Genomic DNA, 19,555 nt, shown 5'->3' with positions numbered 1-19,555 from the left:
AGCGCACCTGGCGAAAGAAGTACAGGTGTGCACTGAAACGTCTATTTTCAGGGCCGAAATGGGTCCTGTCCAGTCTTTAAGACTGCCGCACTTTATCATTTATCGCCAGTCGCCGCTGCCTGGCCGGGTAGCCAGCGTTGCAGTATCCGCTGCAATTCCGTGCGGCGAAAGGGTTTGCTCAGGTAATCGCTCATGCCTGCGGCCATGCAACGCTCCCGATCGCCCTGCAGGGCGTTGGCGGTCAGGGCGATGATCGGTAGTGCACTGCAACCGGGCAGTTGGCGAATCCGCCGGGTCGCTTCGTAGCCGTCCATGTGCGGCAGGCGGCAGTCCATCAATACCGCGGCAAAGCGCTGCTGGCCGACCCGCTCGACGGCCTCGAGGCCATCCTGGGCCACCTGCACCTGCAGGCCGAGGCTGCGCAGCATGGCCTCGATCACGCTCTGGTTGACCGGGTTGTCCTCCACCAGCAGTACCGGGCCTTGCTCGGCCATGGTCACAGTGCCTGGCGCCGGTATGGGCAGTGGAGCCGGAGGAGGGCTGGCCAGGGCCAGGGGGATCTCCAGGGTGAAGGTCGAGCCCAGGCCTTCGCGGCTTTCGCCGCGCAGCTTGCCGCCCATGCGCTCGGCCAGGGTCCGCGCGATCGACAGGCCCAGGCCGGTGCCGCCATAGCGGCGCGAGATCGAGCTGTCGGCCTGCTGGAAGGCGACGAACATCATCTCCAGGCGCTCGCCATCGATGCCGATGCCGGTGTCGCGCACGCTGCAGGTGAACCACAGCAACTGGCGGTCGAGCAGTTGCCAGTGCGCCTCGACCTCGACCTGGCCGCGCTCGGTGAACTTCAGCGCATTGCCGATCAGGTTCAGCAGGATCTGGCGGATTCGCGTCGGGTCGCCAACCACCTGCGGTTGCGCGGCATCGGTCGGCAGGTGCAGGTAAAGGCCGAGACCGCGCTGCTGGGCGCTGTGCTGGAACGACTGCACGCTACTGGCGATCAGCTCGCCGAGGTCGAAGTCGATGTGTTCGAGTTCGAGCGTGGTGCGCTCGATGCGCGAGAAGTCGAGGATGTCGTTGATGACCTTGAGCAGGTGCCCGGTCGACTCGCTGGCCACCGCTGCATAGTCGGCCTGCTCGCTGGTCAGTTGCGTGGTTTCGAGCAACTGCAGCATGCCCAGCACGCCGTTCATCGGCGTGCGCAGTTCATGGCTCATCATGGCCAGGAATTCGGACTTGGCGCGGTTGGCCTGCTCTGCCTCCTCGCGTGCCTGGGTCAATTGCGCGATGGCTTGTTTCTGCTCGGCGCTGGCCTGCTCCAGGGCGCTGGCCAGGTTGTTGATGTGGCGCGCCAGGTGGCCCAATTCACTGTCGTCGACCACCGGCAGCGGCGTGTTGTACTCACCCTGCTGGATAGCCCGGACTGCGTGGCCCATGTCGCTGATCGGCTTGGCCAGGCTCAAGGCCAGGCGGCGGGCGAGAAGGAAGGTGAACAACAGGGCGAACAGGGCGAGGATGCCGGCCTTGATGACGATTTCCTGCTGGCGCTGGCTGAACGCATCGTCGGACATGCCGACGATCACCCGCCCCAGGTAGTCGTCACCGATGGCCGGCGTCGGCGCCTTGCCTTGCTGCAGGAAGTCGCTGTCCAGGCGTATCTGCTGCAGGCGAATGGGCGCCTGGAACACCTCCACCCGTTGCGCGCGGTTGGCGCTCTCGTTGGACTGCTCGACATACACGAGGATGTGATTGCGGCTGTCCTGGACTTCCAGGAAGCGCACGTGGGGAATGCTCAGGGTGGCCCTCATCAGCCCCTCGAGCACCTCGTTGTTGCCCGAAATCACCCCGTATTCGGACGCCGGCGCCAACTGGTTGGCGATCAGTTGCCCGGTGTGGTTGAGCTCCTGGCGCAAGTCCTGGATGCGCACGAAGGTGAAGAAGCTGATCAACAGCAGGGTCAACAGCAACGCAGGCCCCAGGCTGATGATCTGGGTGCGGGTATGGATATCCCAGCTCAGGCGCTTGCTCATGGCAGGGGGGCTCCTTCGGCCAGGGCCTTGACGGCGGCGTTCGGATCGATCGGTTCCAGGCCCAGGGCGCGGGCTACCTGCTGGTTGCCACTGACGCCGAAATGCGCTGGGTAAAGGCTGCGCGGCCAGTGTGCCGGGGGTTGGTCGAGCAAGCGGTCCAGCACCGCCAGCCAGTCGTCCTGGTCGCTGTAGGTGCTGGCCAGGGCGCCGGCACGGACGAATCCGACGTTGGGGCCGACCAGTGCCATCTGCCGGCTGTAGCTGCTGAGCAAGAGGTTTTTAGCCGTCTTGGAGTTGTACAGGTCGGGGTCGTCGAGGCCGAGCAGGACGTCGCTGCTGGCCAGCAGGTTCTGCAGCGGGCGGCTGTCACGCAGGTCAGGCCAGTCCTGGGCGATGATTTCCAGGCCCAGAGGCCGGGCGGCCTGACGCAGTTCGTCGAGCAGGAACTGGCTATGTTCGCCATATAGCACACCGATGCGCTGGGCCTGCGGCAACAGGTAGCGGGTCAGACGCAGTTGCCGTGCCAGGGGTGGGTCGCTCCACAGCAGGGTCAGGTGCCCGGGGCGCGACTTTCCCAGGCGTTGCTGCGCCTGTACCCGGCTGATGCGCATGGCCAGGGCGGGTGGCCCGGCGTTTTCACCCAGGCGCCATTCCAGCGCCGCATTGTCGAGCAGCACCAGACGCGTGTCGGCCTTGAGTTGGCTGGGTTTCGGTAGCTCTGCCAGGGCCATGAAACGCACCTGATCGTGCTGGCGCCGATCGGCCAGGGCAGTGACGAAGCTGCGGATGCCCGGTTGGTCTTCGCCACCGACCAGGAGGATTTCGCTGGCCGATAGCGTGCCCAACGGCCACAGGCAGAACAGCAGCAGGTGCAGCAAGCGCACCATCAGAATTCCAGCTCCGCGCTGACGCTCAGGCGGTGACGGCTGTCGTAACGGTTTTGCACCAGGGTGGTCGGTTGGTCGTCCAGGCGCTGTTGCCACAGCGCGGCAAGCTCCAGGTTGCTGCCCTGGATGCGAAAGCGCTTGGCTACGCGCAGGTCGAGGCGCTGGTAGCGGTAGCCGTTGAGGGCGTCGTCGCCGTAATAGAACAGCGCGCTCGACCAGTTGTCGCCCCATTCGCGCATCCATCCGGCCGAGCCGCTGTTGCGGGCGGTGAGGCGGCTGTCGGCGGGGTTGCTGGCCCAGGCATCGACGTAGGCGTAGGTCAGGCGCAGGCGGTCGCGCCGCGTCGCACGCCAGTCCAGCTGGGCTTCGCTGCCGCTGAAGCGGGCCTTGTTGGCATTGCTGGCAATGTACTGGTTGTTCTTCAGGGGCTCGCTGATCATTCCTGTGATCTCGTCGTAGAACAGCTTTACATCCATGTTCAGGTCGATGTCGCTGAACGAGCCGTTGTAGCCCAGCTCGCGCGAGCGCATGCGTTCCTGGTCGAGGTCGCCCGGACCACGGGTCTTGACGAAGTATTGGCCGTCTCGCAGGCCATACAGGTTGGGCGTGAGGTTCTTGACCGTGTAGCTCCAGTTGACGTTGTTCTCGAACATGTCCGGCGAGCGGATCGCTTCGGAATACACCGCCCGCAGACCATGGCGCGGGGTGATCAGGTAGTTCACCGCCATGCGTGGCGTCAGCGAACTGCCGGAGAGGCGCGAATCCTCGAACATCGCGCCGCCCTGGACGATCCAGTGTTCATCGGCGCGCCACTCCAGCTGGCCGAACAGGCGCCAGGTCTGGTCGTCGATGCTGCCGTTGAAGTAGGTCTGCGAGTCGGCCCGATCATAGCGGTAGTTCATGCCGCTGAGCAGCCGCAGGCTGTCGGTCAGGCTGAGCGTGTCCTGGATTTCCAGGTCGTAGCGGGTCTCGCGGGTGCTCTGGTCGACGTCGCCACAGACGGTCTGCCTGCCGTTGAGTGGGCTACCCGGGTTGTTCCACTGCTGGCTGATCGCGTTGATCAACCCCTGTTCGACCGGGTTGCTGCCGGCAGGCGGCGAGCCGGCATTGCGGGCAACCTTTTCGGCCAGGTTCGGGTTCAACTGCCACAGCCGGGTCAGCTCCGGGCTGAACGCCAGCGCGGCATCACAGGCGCGCCAGACCTGCTGGCGGTCGAAGTGCTGCGCCGAACCCTGCACATAAAGGCTGTGTTCAGGGTTGAAGTCGATGTTCCAGCGCACCGAGCCTGCGTAGTCCTTGGCATTTACGTCGGCATTGTCGCCCGCCTGGTAGCTGCCGAACACCGGCTGGTAGGTATACGGGCGCTGGTTGCTGCCTTCCTTGGCCGCCAGTTGCCACTCCAGGGTCTGGTCGGGGGCCAGGGTGTGGCTGACACTGAGGTTGAAGCGGTTGAGGCGGCGGCTGTCGCGGTAGTCGTTGCCGAACTGGTCCTGGTCGAAGCCATCGTCCTGCTGGCCCGACACCGACAGGCGCAGGTCGCCGCCGTCCCAGCCGAAGCCGTGGCTGAGGTAATAGTCGTTGATGCCATCCTGGCCACGGGTGAGCTTCATTCGCGTGCCGTGGCTGTCTGCCGGGTTGCGGGTGAGGATGTTGACCACCGCCATCAGCGCGTTGGCGCCGTAGCTGACGGTGTTGGGGCCGCGGAAGACTTCGATGCGTTCGATGTCCTCGATGGCCACCGGAATGTCGCTCCAGTCCACCGTGGCGAGGCCCGCGCGGTACACCGAACGGCCATCGATCAGCACCTGCATGCGCCGCGCTTCGCTGACGTTGCTGCCGTGGTAGTTGACCGTGGCCTGGTTGCCGGCGCTGTAGCCGATCATCATGCCCGGCACCAGGCGCAGCAGCTCGGGAATGTCTCGCGCACCACTGGGGCGGATCAGCTCGCTGTCGAGCACGGTCATGCTGCCTGGCACCGCCGCCGGGGATTGTTTCAGGCGGGTGGCGGTCAGAACCTGGGGCAGGTCGGTGTTGTCGATGAACAAGTCGTCGGCCATGGCCGGGCCACCGAGCAGCGCGGTCAACAACAACAGGCGAGGGTAGGGGGGCGTGCCAGGAAACACGGTACGGCCTTGTTCCGATAATGAGTCAGGCATGTTAACCGACCGTGCGGCTTTTGCCAGTGATCGGTGATGTCGGCTTGGCGCAGGGCGGGCGAGCCGTATAATGGCTCGGTCGCCACTTAATTTTTGGCTTTAACGGACTGGATATGACTGAACAGCAACCTGTTGCGGTTCTGGGAGGCGGCAGCTTCGGCACCGCCGTGGCGAACCTGCTGGCCGAAAATGGCGTGCCCGTGCGCCAATGGATGCGCGATCCCGAGCAGGCCGAGGCGATGCGCGTCAATCGCGAGAACCCGCGCTACCTCAAGGGTATCCGGGTGCACGATGGGGTCGAGCCGGTCAACGACCTGCTGGCAACGCTGCAGGCCAGCGATCTGATTTTCGTCGCCCTGCCTTCGAGCGCCCTGCGCAGCGTGCTGGCGCCCCATGCCGAACTGCTGCGCGGCAAATGCCTGGTCAGCCTGACCAAGGGCATCGAGGCGCACAGCTTCAAGCTGATGAGCCAGATCCTCGAAGAAATCGCGCCCCAGGCGCGCATCGGCGTGCTTTCCGGGCCCAACCTCGCCCGCGAGATCGCCGAGCATGCATTGACCGCCACGGTGGTCGCCAGTGAAGACGAAGACCTGTGCCAACGGGTGCAGGCCGTGCTGCACGGGCGCACGTTCCGCGTCTACGCCAGCAGCGACCGCTTCGGCGTGGAGCTGGGCGGGGCGCTGAAGAACGTCTACGCGATCATCGCCGGCATGGCCGTGGCGCTGGGCATGGGCGAGAACACCAAGAGCATGCTGATCACCCGTGCGCTGGCGGAAATGACCCGCTTCGCCGTCAGCCTTGGCGCCAACCCCATGACCTTCCTGGGCCTTGCCGGGGTCGGCGACCTGATCGTCACCTGCTCCTCGCCCAAGAGCCGCAACTACCAGGTCGGTCACGCCCTGGGCCAGGGCCTTAGCCTGGACGAGGCGGTCAGCCGCCTGGGCGAGGTGGCCGAAGGGGTCAATACCCTCAAGGTGCTCAAGACCAAGGCCCAGGAGGTGCAGGTGTACATGCCGCTGGTGGCGGGCCTGCATGCCATCCTGTTCGAGGGCCGTACCCTGGAGCAGGTGATCGAACACTTGATGCGCGCCGAACCCAAGACCGACGTCGATTTCATTTCCATCAGCGGTTTCAACTGAGCCGCAAGCGGCCCTGACCCCAGCAAGGAGCGACACATGAACGATTCCCCGGAGCGTGCCCAGCGCGAGTCCATCATCCTGCGGGTACTGTGGATGCTGGTGTTCCTGGTGGTATGGCAGTTGGCCGAGCTGCTGCTCGGCGGCCTGGTGCTGGTGCAACTGATCTACCGCCTGGTGTATGGCTCGCCCAGCGCGAGCTTGATGAACTTCGGCGATAGCCTCAGCCAGTACCTGGCGCAGATCGGCCGCTTCGGCAGCTTCCACAGCGACCAGAAACCCTGGCCGTTCGCCGACTGGCCGGCGCCGCGCGCGCCCGAAGGCGAAGCGCCGCATGCCGTGGCCCCGGCGCCGCACCCTGTGCGTGACGAGGAGCCCAAGCTGTGAAGCTCTGGGTGCTGCGCCACGGCGAGGCAGAGCCGCGGGCCAATACCGATGCCGAACGGCGCCTGACCGGCCATGGTCGCGAGCAGGTGCTGCACAGTGCCGCCCATTTGCTGGGGCAGCCCCTGCAGGCAATCATCGCCAGCCCCTACGTGCGGGCGCAACAAACGGCGGCCCTGGTGCACGACACGCTCGGTTTTGCCGAGCCAGTACGCACCGTGCCCTGGTTGACACCGGAGAGCGATCCGCAACAGGTACTCGGCGAAATCGAGCGCCTGGGGCTGGAGCATGTGCTGCTGGTCAGCCATCAGCCGCTGGTAGGTGCGTTGGTTGGATTGCTGGAGCATGGCCACTTGCAGCAACCGGCGCCGATGAGCACGGCCAGCCTGGCCGAACTCGAAGCAGATTGGCCGTTGGCTGGCCTCATGAGCTTGCGCGCGCTGTACCATGCCCCGTGAGGCGATGCCCGGAGGATGACCTGATAGCCCTCGGCGATGACCTTTCCGGACGTTGCCTGGAGCTCGGCGGTTACCGACAATGAGCCATCATTCCAGTCGCGGACCCGCCGCCATGTCGCAGCAGATCTTCTTCGCTCACGCCAACGGCTTCCCCTCGGCCACCTATGGCAAGCTGTTCGCCGCACTGGCACCGGACTATCAGGTGCGCCACCTGGCACAGCACGCCCACGATCCGCGCTTTCCGGTGGATGACAATTGGCTGAACCTTGTCGATGAACTGCTGCACCACTTGAGCCAGCAGGACGCACCGGTCTGGGGGGTTGGTCATTCGCTGGGTGGGGTACTGCACCTGCACGCCGCGCTTCGTCGCCCTGAATACTATCGAGGCGTGGTGATGCTCGACTCCCCGGTGCTGACCCGCGCCGACCAGTGGCTGATCCGTGCCGCCAAGCGTTTCGGCTTCATCGACCGCATCACCCCCGCAGGGCGCACGCTAGGGCGACGCGAGGCCTTCGCCGATCGCGACAGCGCACGTGACTACTTCAGCGGCAAGACCCTGTTCCGCCACTTCGACCGCGACTGCCTGGAGGCCTACCTCGAGCATGGCCTGCAAACGTCGGATGACGGCTTGCGCCTGCGTTTCGACGCCGCTACCGAAATCAGCATCTACCGCAGTATCCCGCACCTGAGCCCGGCACCCGCGCATCAGTTGCAGGTGCCCTTGGCGATGGTCCGCGGCGAGCGCAGCAGGGTGATCCGCCGCCATCATGCGTTCGCCATTCGGGGCATGGCGCAGGGTGAGTACCACAGCGTGCCAGGCGGCCACATGTTCCCCCTGGAGCGGCCCGTGGACACCGCCAGCCTGATCAAGGGGCTGTTCGATCGATGGAGCCAGGCATGTCCACACACGTAGAGGAAATCCGCCTGACCCTCGGGCACATCGAACTGGCCGCCCACCTGTTCGGCCCTGCGGATGGGCTCCCCGTGATCGCCCTGCACGGCTGGCTGGACAACGCTAACAGCTTCGCCCTCCTGGCGCCGCGCCTGCGAGGGTTGCGCATAGTCGCCCTCGATTTGGCCGGGCATGGTTATTCGGCGCACCGTCCGGCAGGGGCGGGGTACGCCCTGGCCGACTACGCCCACGACGTGCTGCGGGTTGCCGAGCAACTGGGCTGGCAGCGCTTTGCCCTGCTTGGCCACTCGCTTGGCGCGATCATCTCGGTGCAACTGGCCGGCGCCTTGCCGGAGCGGGTCAGCCACCTGGCGCTGATCGATGGCGTGGTGCCGCCCTCAGGCCCGGAGGTCGATGCTGGCGAGCGCCTGGGGCTGGCCTTGCAGGCGCAACTGCGCCTCGATGGAAAGCGCAAATCCGTGTACGCCACATTGGAAGATGGCGTGCGAGCCCGCATGAAGGGCATGGTCGCAGTGAGCCGCGAAGCCGCCGAGCTGCTTGCCCAGCGGGGCCTGATGCCGGTGCCCGGCGGCTACAGTTGGCGCAGCGACAGCCGCCTGACCCTGCCATCGCCGATGCGCCTCAGCCAGGCCCAGGCCATGGCCTTCGTGCACCGGGTGCAATGCCCGAGCTGCCTAGTGGTGGCAGCCGATGGCATGCTCGCGCGCAACACTGAGCTGCTGGAGCAGCTACCCTTTGAGCAGGTGACGCTTCCCGGCGGCCACCACCTGCATCTCAACGATGAACACGGCGCGGCCCTTGTCGCAGACTGTTTCAATCGCTTTTTTGGCTTTGCTTGACTTGCACCGGACAAGTACCGAGGCTTGGCGGGTTGAACAGGGAGACAACCATGCAATTGCCAGACATCCTGGAGTACTACCTCGGCGCTGATCGCCGCATGGGTGGCCAATGAGCGCACCCGCTTGTATCCGTACGTTTCTCGCCGGCTGCCTGGCGCTGATTGGCGCCTCGGCCTGGGCCGGCAGCCTGCCGGTACCGGATGATGCCACGGTGGTCGACCAGCGTCCGGCGGTGGAGCAGGAACGCTTCTACCCGCTTGGCCCGCTGCGCCGAATCAGTGGCCGCCTGCGCCTGGAAAGCAAGATCGAAGGCCATGGTCAGGTCAGTTCGGTCACCTATCAGTTGCCGATCGAGCGTACCGCCCGAGAAGCCTTCACCAGTGCCCGCGAAGCGTTGCAACGCGATGGCGGTTACCCGCTGTTCTGGTGTCAGGGCCGCGATTGCGGCGAGGCCAGCCTGTGGGCCAACGAGGTGTTCGGCAACGCGCGGCTCAACGGCGGCGACGAACAGCAGGCGTTCATCCTCCTGCGCCGTTCGGCCGAGGAGGCCGACACCCTGGTGGCACTGTACAGCGTGACCCGGGGTACCCGACGCGGCTACCTGCATGTCGAGGAGTTCGTCGCTGGCAGTCCGCTGGGCGAAATCCTGCCGACCGCAGCCACGGTGCTGCGGGAAATGCGCGATACCGGCAAGCTCGACTACCCTGATCTGAAAGCGCCACAGCCGGCCTGGGTGACCTTGCTCGGGCGCAGCCTCAACCTCGACAGCACCCTGCGTGCCAGCCTCAGCGGCGCCGAGGCCGAAGCCTGGCGCGAGGCGCTGGTGAAAGCGGGGGTTCGCAGCAGCCGTCTCGAAGTTGGCGCTGCCCCTACCGAAGGCCTGCACCTGGAGTTGATTCGTTGAGCGGGCACCGTCATGGTCAATAACGATCGGCTACTGATTCAAATACTTCTGCTGACCCTGTTGGGCGCGGCATTGTGGGTGATGGCGCCGTTCATGTCGGCGCTGTTGTGGGGGGCGATCCTGGCGTTTGCCAGCTGGCCATTGATGCGTTTGCTCACCCGGGTGCTGGGTGGGCGCGAGACGTTGGCGGCCAGCCTGCTGACCACGGCCTGGATCCTGATCGTGGCGCTGCCGCTGGTGTGGCTCGGCTTCAACCTGGCCGACCATATCCGCGATGCCACGGCCTTCGTGCGCGATATCCAGGTCGATGGCTTGCCCGATGCGCCGGCCTGGGTGGCCAACATGCCGTTCATCGGCGAGCGGCTGGTGCACTGGTGGGAGTCTCTGGACCAGCAGGGCGCGGCCTTGATCGCCTCGATCAAACCGCACCTGGGGCAGGTCGGCAACTGGTTGCTGGCGCGCAGCGCACAGATCGGCAGTGGGGTGCTGGAGTTGACCCTGAGCCTGGTGTTCGTGTTCTTCTTCTATCGCGATGGCCCTCGGTTGTCGGCCTTCGTGCTGCGTTTGCTGCATCGCCTGGTGGGCGAACGCGCCGACTACTACCTCGACCTGGTGGCCGGGACCGTGCAGCGGGTGGTCAACGGTGTGATCGGTACTGCGGCGGCGCAGGGCCTGCTGGCGCTGATCGGTTTCCTGATCGCGGGGGTGCCGGGGGCGATCGTGCTGGGGCTGGTCACCTTCATGCTCAGCCTGATCCCCATGGGTCCGCCGCTGGCGTGGATCCCGGCGACCGGTTGGCTGGTGTGGAAGGGCGAATACGGCATGGCGGTGTTTCTCGGCATCTGGGGCACGTTCGTCATCAGCGGCGTGGACAACGTGCTCAAGCCCTACCTGATCAGCCGTGGCGGCAACCTGCCGCTGGTGATCGTCCTGCTCGGTGTGTTCGGTGGCTTGCTGGCCTTCGGCTTCATCGGCCTGTTCATCGGGCCGACCTTGCTGGCGGTGGGCTACAGCCTGTTGTTGGACTGGAGCCGCAACGCGGAGCAGCACAAGCCTCATTTGTGATGTTTGATGGCCTCATCGCCGGCAAGCCGGCTCCTACACGAGCCGGCTTGCCGGCGATGAGATCGATCAATACTTCCCGATCAGTACTTCCCGATCAGTACTTCCAAGTCACCGAAGCTGTCAGGTTACGCGGCGCACCATAGTTGGTAGACCCCGCCGACTGATACAGCGACAGCAGATACTTGCGATCGAACACGTTGTTCAGGTTCAGCGACGCGCTCCAGTTGGCGTCGAAATCATAGCTGCCCATCAGATCGACCAGCGCATAGGCTTCCTGGCGGACCCGGTGGTTGCCATCGGCCTCGGTCGCACTCTGCCATTGCACCCGGGTACCCACCCGAGCCTGCGGCATACTGGGCAGGCGATAAGTCACGCTGCCGCGCACGCTGTGGCTGGGCACGTAGCGGCGGGTCTTATCGCCATCTCCATCCTCGATGTGCACATAGGTGTAGCCAGCGGCCAGGTCCAGGCCGGGCATGGCTTCGCCGGAGGCTTCCAGCTCCACGCCGTGGCTTTTGTTGTCCTCGCCGCGATAGGCGTACTGGCCACCGATGATTTCGCCCGTGGTGACCGCCACGTTCTGCTGCTCGGTCTTGAACAGCGCCGCGCTGACGGTGAGGCGATCCTCGAGCAGGCTGCCCTTCACGCCGACCTCGGTGCTCTTGCCTTCCAGCGGCTCGATCACGCCGCCGGCGGTGCTGCGCAGGTACTGCGGCTTGAAGATTTCGGTCCAGCTGGCGTACAGGCTCCACTGCGCGGTCAGGTCGTAGACCAGCCCGGTGTAGGGCGTGACCTTGCCGTGCACGCGGGTGTCCTGTGCCGAGCCATAGCCCATGCCTTCGCCATCGGCGCTGAGCATGCGCGCCCCGGCGATCCAGTGCAGGTCGTCGGTGAGGCTGAAGCGGGCGCCGGCGTACAGGCTCTTCTGGCGGTCGGTGAAGTGCTGGGTGTTGAGCTCGTCGGTGTAGTCGAACGGCGGTTTGACCACATTGCCGGCCAGCGCATCTTCCAAACTGACGATCTGGTAGCCGGAGGCGTCATAGTAGTGGCCGCGCTCGTCGTGGCGGCTGCGGCCATAGTTGGCGCCCACGGTCAGTTCATGCTCGCGGCCGAACAACGAGAATGGGCCGGACAACTGCGCTTCACCGGTGTACTGGTGCTCGGTACTGGTGGTGCGGTTCATGTAGGCATAGACGGACGTCGCCGTGGCCGGGATCGCATAGAGCATCTGGGTGTCCTGATGCTGGTTGGTCCCGGTCACGCTCAGCTTGCCTTGCCAGCCGCCACCAAAATCATGCGCCAGTTCGGCGAAGGCCCGTTGGGTGTGGATGTTCCAGTAGGTCCAGGGTTGGCCGATGCTCGAACTGCGGCTGCTGTAGTGAATCGGGTTGCCGGCGTAGTCGGCCATGGGCAACGCGCCCCAGGTGCTGCCGTTGGAGTCGCTGCGTTGCTCGGAAAATCCTACGGTCAGGGTGTCGGCATCGGACAGGTCGAACGCCAGCAGGCCAGCCATGACATTGATTTCGTGGCTGTACTGGTCGAGGTACGAGTTGCCCTTGTCGTGGGCGTAGATGAAGCGCCCGCGGACCTTGCCGTTGTCGGTCAACGGGCCACCGACATCGACGGCCACGCGACGGTTGTCCCACGAGCCGACGCTGGTGTCGATGCGCGCCTGGAAAGTCTCGGTGGGCCGCTTGCGCACGAAGTTGACCGTCGCCGATGGGTTGCCGGCGCCGCTCATCAGGCCGTTGGCACCGTGCAGCACGTCGATCTGCTCGAACTCGGCCAGGTCCTGGTCGCCCAGCAGCACGCCGGAGGAAAACGGCATGCCCATGCCGTCGTATTCGAAATTGTCGATGACGAAGCCGCGTGAGGTGAAGGCGGTGCGGTCGGTCTCGAATTGCTCGACGGTGACGGTGGGGGCGTTGCGCAGGGCATCCTTGACGCTGTTGAGCTTGAAGTCGTCGATCTGCTCGCGGGTCACGCTGGAAATCGCCTGGGGCGTTTCCCGGTCACTGAGGCCCAGGCGGGTCGTGCTGGCGGCCGGCTTGGCCTGATAGCCGACGCTTTGGCCGTTGGCCTGCGCCAGTTGGAACTGGATCTGGGTGGGCGCGAGGTTTACCGTGCCATCGGCCTGTGCGCTGTCGCTCGGTACCAGGTACAGGGTGGCGGCATCGGTGCGGGCGAAGTTGTAGCCGCTGCCCTGCAGCAGCCTGCCCAGGCCTTCTTCGGCAGAATAGCTGCCGACTACCGAGGTGCTGCGCAAGCTGGCATCGACGTTACCGTCGAGCAGCACGTTCTGTCCGGATTGCTGGCTGAACACCAGCAGCGCCTGGCGCAGCGGTTGGGCAGGGATATTCAGTTGCAGCTTGTGCTGGGCACTGGCAGCCGCGGTGCCGGGCGCTGCGTGGGCCTGGATGGCGCCGACCAGCAAGGTGCAGGCAAGTGCCGCGCTCAGCGCGCTGCGCTGCCAGCGTGGGTGAACCGGGTGATGCGGGTTGAATCGAGTGGCCATTCAGGCGTGCCCCCTGCAATGCAGATATGCGAATAACTCTCAGTGCCGTTAAGACGCATGGGGTATTTGAATTTCTGATGGCGAATTGAGATTTTTCTTACGCAGGGTAAAGCAGGGTGACCAGATCGGTGTAACGCGAGGTGCGCACGGCCAGCGCACGCGACAGCACGTCGAGCATCTGCTCTGGGTGCTCGAGGTTGAGGATCAGGCTCACGCGGCGTGCGCCGAGCTGCTTGTCCATGATGAAGATGCGGCCTTCGCGCCAGCGTTGCAGTTCATCGACCACACCCTGCAACGGCTCGTTGAAGAACACCAGACGGCCGCTGCGCCAGGCCAGCATCTGCTGCAGTTCGGCACGTTGGATTTCGCCCGTGGAGGCGGCATCGAAGCGCAGCGACAGGCCTTCTTCGAGGTCGGTTTGCTGGCTGGCACTGATCACCTGGACACGATGACGGTTGACGGCCACCAAGGCCGAGTCGTTTTCGCACGACAGGCAGAACTCCGCCTCGGCGGTACGCAGTTGCCCGGCCTGGGTGCGCACGCTGAATTCACCGGCACTGCTCGGACGAACCGTGAAGAACGCCTGGCCATGCAGCAGTTCGACACGGCGGCGGTTGGATGAAAAGTCCAGGTTCAGCGCGGTGTGGCCTGCCAGTTCCACGGTCGAGCCGTCCGGCAGGCGCTCGATACGCCGCTCGCCCACTGCAGTGCGCAGGTCGGCGAACGGCGAGTCCATGCCCTTGAGCCAGAACGTACCACTGGCCACGCTGACCGCCGCCGCGCTGGCGGCGATGCCCATGCCGACGAAGCGGCGCCGCGACAGGCGCGGTGGCGGCGCCGCTACGACGGGGGCCGGTTGCAGCAACAGGGCAGAAGCACCCCAGAGCTGTTCCAGCTCGGCATAGGCTTCGGCGTGGCGAGCGTCGGCCGCCAGCCAGGCGGCCCAGGCCTGGCGTTGCTCGGGCGTCGGCGCGCCGCCATGGAACAAGGCGAACCAGGCGCTGGCCTGATGATCGATGTCATCGGCGGCGCAGGCGGCAGTGGCGGAATACGGTGGTTCGGAATTCATGGGCTCAACGCTTGGACGATGGAACGGGCAGGGCGGTGTGGCAGGCCGGCTTTCAACGCGACATGCCTTGTTTGAGCAACTCCAGCGCTTTGACCATGCGGCTGTAGGCCGTTTTCGGCGAGATACCGAGGCGTGCGCCGATATCGGCGTAGGTCATGCCTTCGACCCGCACCATGAGGAACACCTCGCGGCAGGGCGCGGGCATATTCTGGATGACTTTGTTCAACGCGGCCAGTTGTTGATTGGCGATGGCGGCCTGTTCCAGTGTCGCGCTCGGTTGCGCCACGGCATTGGCTTCCTCCGAGTCCAGCGACTCGCTCTTGCGGTGTTGCTGGCGGCGGGTGTGGTCGATGAACAGGTTGCGGGCGCTGGAGAACAGGTAGGCCCGCACGTTCTCGATGCGGCTGCGGCCCAGTTGCTCGGAGAGGCGGATGAAGGTGTCCTGGGTCAGGTCGGCAGCCGTGTCCTTGCAGCGCAGGCGGCGGTCCAGATAATCCTGGATCTCCTCGCGGTGGGCGAGGTAGAGGGCCTTGAGATCTGAGCCGGACATGGGGACACCTTAGAGGGCATACGGACGAGCGCGGGAAAATACCACAAATGAGAATTGTTTTGATTGATGTTTTTCGTGGGTCTAGGCTCTGTGTTGTGCTTTCAGGCCTCTTCGCGGGTAAACCCGCTCCTACAGGTACCCAACCGATTTCAAGAGCGGTGGGGTACCTGTAGGAGCGGGTTTACCCGCGAAGAGGCCCGAAAAGACAGCCCGGAAGCCGATCTTTACGCGTTCTTTATTCCTACCCTGGCCACGCCATCTCGTCTCTTTACGCCCCCCTCCCGGACAATTTCCCTACATCGGCTCACGCCGTACCCAAGGGAATTTCATTCATGCACAGTTACGATTACGCACTGCTGCTGGCGTTCTTCGCCATCGTGCTGCTACCGGCCCCATGGCTCGGGCGTTTCTACTACCGGGTCATGGAAGGCCAACGCACCTGGCTGACCCCGCTGCTCGGCCCGGTTGAGCGGGGCTGCTATCGACTGGCCGGGGTGCGCGCCGATCAGGAGCAGGGCTGGAAGCAGTACACCCTGGCCCTGCTGGCCTTCAACCTGGCCGGTTTCGGGCTGCTGTTCGCCGTGCTCCTGCTGCAAGGCCAGCTACCGCTCAATCCGCAACACCTGCCTGGTCTGGAAGGGTCGCTGGCCTTCAACACCGCAGTCAGTTTCGTCACCAACACCAACTGGCAGGCGTACAGCGGCGAGGCCTCGGTCAGCTACCTGAGCCAGATGCTCGGCCTGACCGTGCAGAACTTCGTCAGCGCTGCCACCGGCCTCGCCGTGCTGGTCGCGCTGTGCCGGGGCATCGCCCGCCGCTCCGTGGCTACCCTGGGTAACTTCTGGGTCGACATGACCCGCGCCACGCTCTATGGCCTGCTGCCGCTGTGCCTACTGCTGGCGCTGCTCCTGGTGTGGCAGGGCGTGCCGCAGACCTTCGCCGACTATGCCCATGCCGTGACCCTGCAAGGCGCCGAACAGACCATCCCGCTGGGGCCGGCCGCCAGCCAGATCGCCATCAAGCAACTGGGCACCAACGGCGGCGGCTTCTTCGGCGTCAACTCGGCGCACCCATTCGAAAACCCCACGGCGTGGAGCAACCTGTTCGAGGTGGCGGCGATCATCCTGATTCCGGTGGCGCTGGTGTTCACCTTCGGCCACTACGTCAAGGACCTGCGCCAGAGCCGGGCGATCCTCGCCTGCATGTTCGGCCTGTTCCTGCTCGGTGGGGCGGCTGCATTGTGGTCGGAGTACCAGCCCAACCCGGCGCTTGCCAGCGCCCAGATCGAACAGAGCGCACCGCTGGAAGGCAAGGAAAGCCGCTTCGGTACCACCGGTTCGGTGCTCTGGACGGTGACTACCACAGCCGCTTCGAACGGCTCGGTCAATGCCATGCACGATAGCCTCAATCCACTCACCGGCATGGTCGCGATGGTCAACATGATGGTTGGCGAGGTGATCTTCGGCGGCGTTGGCGCAGGGCTGTACGGCATGCTGCTGTTCGTGCTGATCGCGGTGTTCCTGGCGGGGCTGATGATCGGCCGCACGCCCGAGTACCTGGGCAAGAAACTGCAGGCGCGGGAGGTGCAGCTGCTGGTGGCGACCTTGCTGGTGATGCCGGTCGGCGTGCTGCTGCTCGGCGCCGTCGCGGCCAGCCTGCCAGGCCCTGCGGGGGCGGTGAGCAACCCCGGTGCCCATGGCTTCAGCCAACTGCTGTATGCCTACACCTCGGGTACCGCCAACAACGGCTCGGCCTTCGCAGGCTTCGGCGCCAACAGCGTCTTTCACAATCTGATGATCGGCCTGGCCATGCTGATCGGGCGCTTCGGCTACATCCTGCCGATCCTCGCCCTGGCCGGCAGCCTGGCGGCGAAGAAGAGCGTGCCCCAGGGCCAGAACAGTTTCCCCACCCACGGCCCGTTGTTCACCACGCTGCTGCTGGTGACCATCGTGCTGGTGGGTGGCCTGACCTTCCTGCCGACCCTGGCCCTGGGGCCGGTCGCCGAACACCTGAGCCTGGGTTTCTGAGGAGCCGACCATGAACATGCCCATTCCCGAAGTCAAAACCGACCACGGCGCCAAGGACCAGACGGCCTTCGCCGCGCTCTGGCGCCCGGCCCTGGTGCAGGCCTTCGTCAAGCTCGACCCACGCCAGCTCAAACGTGCGCCAGTGATGCTGGTGGTTGCCCTGACCGCCATGCTTACCACGGCGCTGTGTTTCGCGCCCGGCAGCGGCGTGAGTACCGCCGTGGCGGTGCAGATCACCTTGTGGCTGTGGTTCACGGTATTGTTCGCCAACTTCGCCGAAGCCCTGGCCGAAGGGCGCGGCAAGGCTCGCGCCGACAGCCTCAAGGCCGGCAGCCAGGGTTTGATGGCCCAGCGTCGGCAACGCGACGGCAGTTTCGAAAGCGTCGCCGCCAGCCAGTTGCGCAAGGACGATGTGGTGCGCGTGGTGGCAGGCGAGATGATCCCCGGCGACGGTGAGGTGCTCGAAGGCATCGCCGCCGTCAACGAGGCTGCCATTACCGGTGAGTCGGCGCCCGTGATCCGTGAGTCTGGCGGCGATCGTTCAGCCGTCACCGGCAACACCTGGCTGGTGTCCGACTGGCTGCTCATCCGCATCACCAGCAACCCAGGCGAATCGACCCTGGACCGGATGATCGCCCTGGTCGAAGGGGCCAAGCGGCAGAAGACGCCGAACGAGATCGCCCTGGACATCCTGTTGGTCGGATTGACCCTGATCTTCCTGATCGTGGTGGCCACCTTGCAGCCGTTCGCCCATTTCGTCGGCGCCAGCCTGCCGCTGATCTTCCTCGCCGCGTTGCTGGTAACGCTGATCCCGACCACCATCGGCGGCCTGCTTTCGGCCATCGGCATCGCTGGTATGGATCGCCTGGTCCGGCTCAACGTCATCGCCCGTTCCGGGCGGGCAGTGGAGGCCGCTGGCGACGTGCACACGCTGCTGCTCGACAAGACCGGTACCATCACCTTCGGCAACCGCCGCTGCACCGCGTTGTACGCGGCGCCGGGCGTGAGCGCCCGGGAGCTTGGGGAGGGCGCCTTGTTCGCCTCGCTGGCCGATGACACTGCCGAAGGCAAGTCGATCGTCGACTACCTGCGCCAGTTGCACGATTTCGTCGAGCCTAGCGCCGGGCAGTTCGAGGCGGTAGCGTTCAGCGCCGAAACCCGGCTGTCGGGCATCGACTTCGGGCCACACCGCTATCGCAAGGGCGCCGTCGATGCGGTGCTGGGATTGGTCGGCGTGCAACGCCTGGAGATGCCAGCCGCCCTGGCCCGCGAGGTGGAACGCATCGCCCAGGGCGGCGGCACGCCGTTGCTGGTGTGCATCGACAAGCGCCTGCTCGGCGTGATCCACCTCAAGGACGTGGTCAAGCCGGGCATCCGCGAGCGCTTCGCCGAGCTGCGCAAACTGGGTATCCGCACGGTGATGGTGACCGGCGACAACCCGCTGACTGCCGCCGCGATTGCCGCCGAGGCGGGTGTGGATGACGTGCTGGCCGAAGCCACCCCGGAGAAGAAACTGGCACGCATTCGCCAGGAGCAGAACGAGGGGCGCCTGGTGGCGATGTGTGGTGACGGCGCCAACGATGCGCCGGCGCTGGCCCAGGCCGATGTGGGCATGGCCATGAACGATGGCACCCAGGCGGCCCGCGAGGCGGCCAACATGGTCGACCTGGACAGCGATCCGACCAAGCTGCTGGACGTGGTGCAGGTCGGCAAGGAGCTGCTGGTGACCCGCGGCGCGCTGACCACCTTCTCGATTGCCAACGATGTGGCCAAGTACTTCGCGATCCTGCCGGCGCTGTTCGCCTCCATCTATCCGCAGCTTGGTGTGCTCAACCTGATGCACCTCGCCAGCCCGCAGAGCGCGATCCTCTCGGCGATCGTGTTCAACGCGCTGATCATCATCGTGCTGATTCCGTTGGCGCTGCGCGGGGTGCGCGTCCAGGCGGCGAGTGCTGCGCACCTGTTGCGCCGCAACCTGCTGATCTATGGCCTGGGCGGCATCCTGGTGCCGTTCGCCGGGATCAAGTTGATCGACCTGCTGCTGACTGCCTTGCACCTGGTCTGAGGAGGCCACCATGAAGACTTTTGTACGCCCGGCGCTGAGCCTGCTTGTGCTGATGACTGCGATCACCGGTGTGCTGTACCCGCTGGCAGTGACTGCCATTGCCCAGGTTGCCTTCCCTGCCCAGGCCAACGGCAGCCTGGTGCGCGATGCACAGGGCCAGGTGCGTGGCTCGGCGCTGATCGCCCAGGATTTTGAGGGTGACGGCTGGTTCCACTCGCGGCCTTCGGCGGGCAACTATGCCACCGTCGCCAGTAGTGCCAGCAACCTGGCACCGAGCAACCCTGCGCTGGCCGAGCGGATCAAGGCTGAGGCAGCGACGCTTTACCAGCCCGGGCAGGGGCCGGTGCCGCAGGCATTGCTGACCACCTCCGGCAGCGGGCTGGATCCGCATCTGCCGCCGCAGGCGGTGGCCTACCAGATACCGCGGGTGGCGGCAGCCCGGCAGGTGCCGGTGGCGCGCTTGCAAGCCTTGCTGGAAGAGGCCACCCTCCACCCATTGATCGGGCCGCCGGTGGTCAATGTGCTGGCATTGAACCAGGCCTTGGACACCCTGGCTCATTGAT

16 protein-coding genes are annotated in these 19,555 nt (G+C 65.3%); 10 read left to right on the top strand and 6 right to left on the bottom strand.

Annotation, left to right across the window (positions count from 1 at the left end):
* Nucleotides 1-95: 95 nt before the first annotated feature.
* From E6B08_RS20950 to E6B08_RS20940, 3 genes are read right to left on the bottom strand one after another with little or no spacing between them, the layout of a single operon-like run.
* A complete protein-coding gene (locus tag E6B08_RS20950) occupies nt 96-2,024 on the bottom strand; it encodes a response regulator (RefSeq protein ID WP_136915769.1) in 1,929 nt (642 codons plus the stop codon).
* Nucleotides 2,021-2,911, bottom strand: a complete 891-nt coding sequence (locus tag E6B08_RS20945; protein ID WP_136915768.1) for an ABC transporter substrate-binding protein — start codon at nt 2,909-2,911, stop codon at nt 2,021-2,023. The genes E6B08_RS20950 and E6B08_RS20945 overlap by 4 nt, the downstream gene beginning before the upstream one ends.
* Nucleotides 2,911-5,067: a TonB-dependent receptor plug domain-containing protein gene (locus E6B08_RS20940; protein WP_192938576.1), complete on the bottom strand. Its 2,157-nt coding sequence runs from the start codon at nt 5,065-5,067 to the stop codon at nt 2,911-2,913. The genes E6B08_RS20945 and E6B08_RS20940 overlap by 1 nt, the downstream gene beginning before the upstream one ends.
* Nucleotides 5,068-5,180: 113 nt before the next feature.
* Here E6B08_RS20940 and E6B08_RS20935 point away from each other — a divergent pair, with 113 nt between their 5' ends.
* From E6B08_RS20935 to E6B08_RS20905, 7 genes are all read left to right on the top strand, one after another.
* A complete protein-coding gene (locus E6B08_RS20935; protein WP_136915767.1) occupies nt 5,181-6,206 on the top strand; it encodes an NAD(P)H-dependent glycerol-3-phosphate dehydrogenase in 1,026 nt (341 codons plus the stop codon).
* 36 nt (nt 6,207-6,242) lie between these two features.
* The gene (locus E6B08_RS20930; RefSeq protein WP_136915766.1) at nt 6,243-6,590 is read left to right on the top strand and encodes a DUF4389 domain-containing protein; all 348 of its coding nucleotides are present in this window, start codon (nt 6,243-6,245) and stop codon (nt 6,588-6,590) included.
* Nucleotides 6,587-7,045 carry a phosphohistidine phosphatase SixA gene (sixA, locus tag E6B08_RS20925; RefSeq protein ID WP_136915765.1) on the top strand — a complete coding sequence of 153 codons (459 nt, stop codon included), beginning with the start codon at nt 6,587-6,589 and terminating at the stop codon, nt 7,043-7,045. Before E6B08_RS20930 ends, sixA begins: the two co-directional genes overlap by 4 nt.
* A 112-nt stretch (nt 7,046-7,157) precedes the next feature.
* Complete coding sequence (locus E6B08_RS20920; protein WP_136915764.1) at nt 7,158-7,958, top strand: alpha/beta fold hydrolase; 801 nt, start codon at nt 7,158-7,160, stop codon at nt 7,956-7,958.
* The gene (locus E6B08_RS20915; RefSeq protein WP_136915763.1) at nt 7,943-8,797 is read left to right on the top strand and encodes an alpha/beta hydrolase; all 855 of its coding nucleotides are present in this window, start codon (nt 7,943-7,945) and stop codon (nt 8,795-8,797) included. The genes E6B08_RS20920 and E6B08_RS20915 overlap by 16 nt, the downstream gene beginning before the upstream one ends.
* A gap of 109 nt (nt 8,798-8,906) precedes the next feature.
* Nucleotides 8,907-9,701 (top strand): DUF4892 domain-containing protein, encoded by a 795-nt coding sequence (locus tag E6B08_RS20910; protein ID WP_136915762.1) that lies wholly within the window; start codon nt 8,907-8,909, stop codon nt 9,699-9,701.
* Nucleotides 9,702-9,713: 12 nt separating this feature from the next.
* The gene (locus E6B08_RS20905; protein ID WP_136915761.1) at nt 9,714-10,766 is read left to right on the top strand and encodes an AI-2E family transporter; all 1,053 of its coding nucleotides are present in this window, start codon (nt 9,714-9,716) and stop codon (nt 10,764-10,766) included.
* Nucleotides 10,767-10,860: 94 nt separating this feature from the next.
* On the opposite strand, the gene E6B08_RS20900 is transcribed toward E6B08_RS20905, so the two are convergent.
* The 3 genes from E6B08_RS20900 to E6B08_RS20890 form a co-directional block, all read right to left on the bottom strand.
* Nucleotides 10,861-13,281, bottom strand: a complete 2,421-nt coding sequence (locus E6B08_RS20900; protein ID WP_136915760.1) for a TonB-dependent siderophore receptor — start codon at nt 13,279-13,281, stop codon at nt 10,861-10,863.
* Between the two features lie 97 nt (nt 13,282-13,378).
* Entirely contained in the window at nt 13,379-14,350 is a 972-nt protein-coding gene (locus tag E6B08_RS20895) for a FecR family protein (RefSeq protein ID WP_136915759.1), read from the bottom strand.
* 52 nt (nt 14,351-14,402) lie between these two features.
* The gene (locus tag E6B08_RS20890) at nt 14,403-14,900 is read right to left on the bottom strand and encodes an RNA polymerase sigma factor (protein ID WP_136915758.1); all 498 of its coding nucleotides are present in this window, start codon (nt 14,898-14,900) and stop codon (nt 14,403-14,405) included.
* A gap of 332 nt (nt 14,901-15,232) precedes the next feature.
* On the opposite strand from E6B08_RS20890, the gene kdpA reads away from it, so the two are divergent.
* From kdpA to kdpC, 3 genes are read left to right on the top strand one after another with little or no spacing between them, the layout of a single operon-like run.
* Nucleotides 15,233-16,927, top strand: coding sequence for a potassium-transporting ATPase subunit KdpA (kdpA, locus tag E6B08_RS20885; RefSeq protein WP_136915757.1), 1,695 nt, complete (start codon nt 15,233-15,235; stop codon nt 16,925-16,927).
* 10 nt (nt 16,928-16,937) lie between these two features.
* Nucleotides 16,938-18,992 carry a potassium-transporting ATPase subunit KdpB gene (kdpB, locus tag E6B08_RS20880; protein WP_136915756.1) on the top strand — a complete coding sequence of 685 codons (2,055 nt, stop codon included), beginning with the start codon at nt 16,938-16,940 and terminating at the stop codon, nt 18,990-18,992.
* A gap of 10 nt (nt 18,993-19,002) precedes the next feature.
* The gene (gene kdpC / locus E6B08_RS20875; protein ID WP_136915755.1) at nt 19,003-19,554 is read left to right on the top strand and encodes a potassium-transporting ATPase subunit KdpC; all 552 of its coding nucleotides are present in this window, start codon (nt 19,003-19,005) and stop codon (nt 19,552-19,554) included.
* The last annotated feature ends 1 nt before the right edge of the window (nt 19,555 follow it).

It is taken from the genome of Pseudomonas putida, assembly GCF_005080685.1.
GTDB classification, from domain to species: domain Bacteria; phylum Pseudomonadota; class Gammaproteobacteria; order Pseudomonadales; family Pseudomonadaceae; genus Aquipseudomonas; species Aquipseudomonas putida_V.
This window is presented reverse-complemented; position numbering and strand designations above follow the sequence as displayed.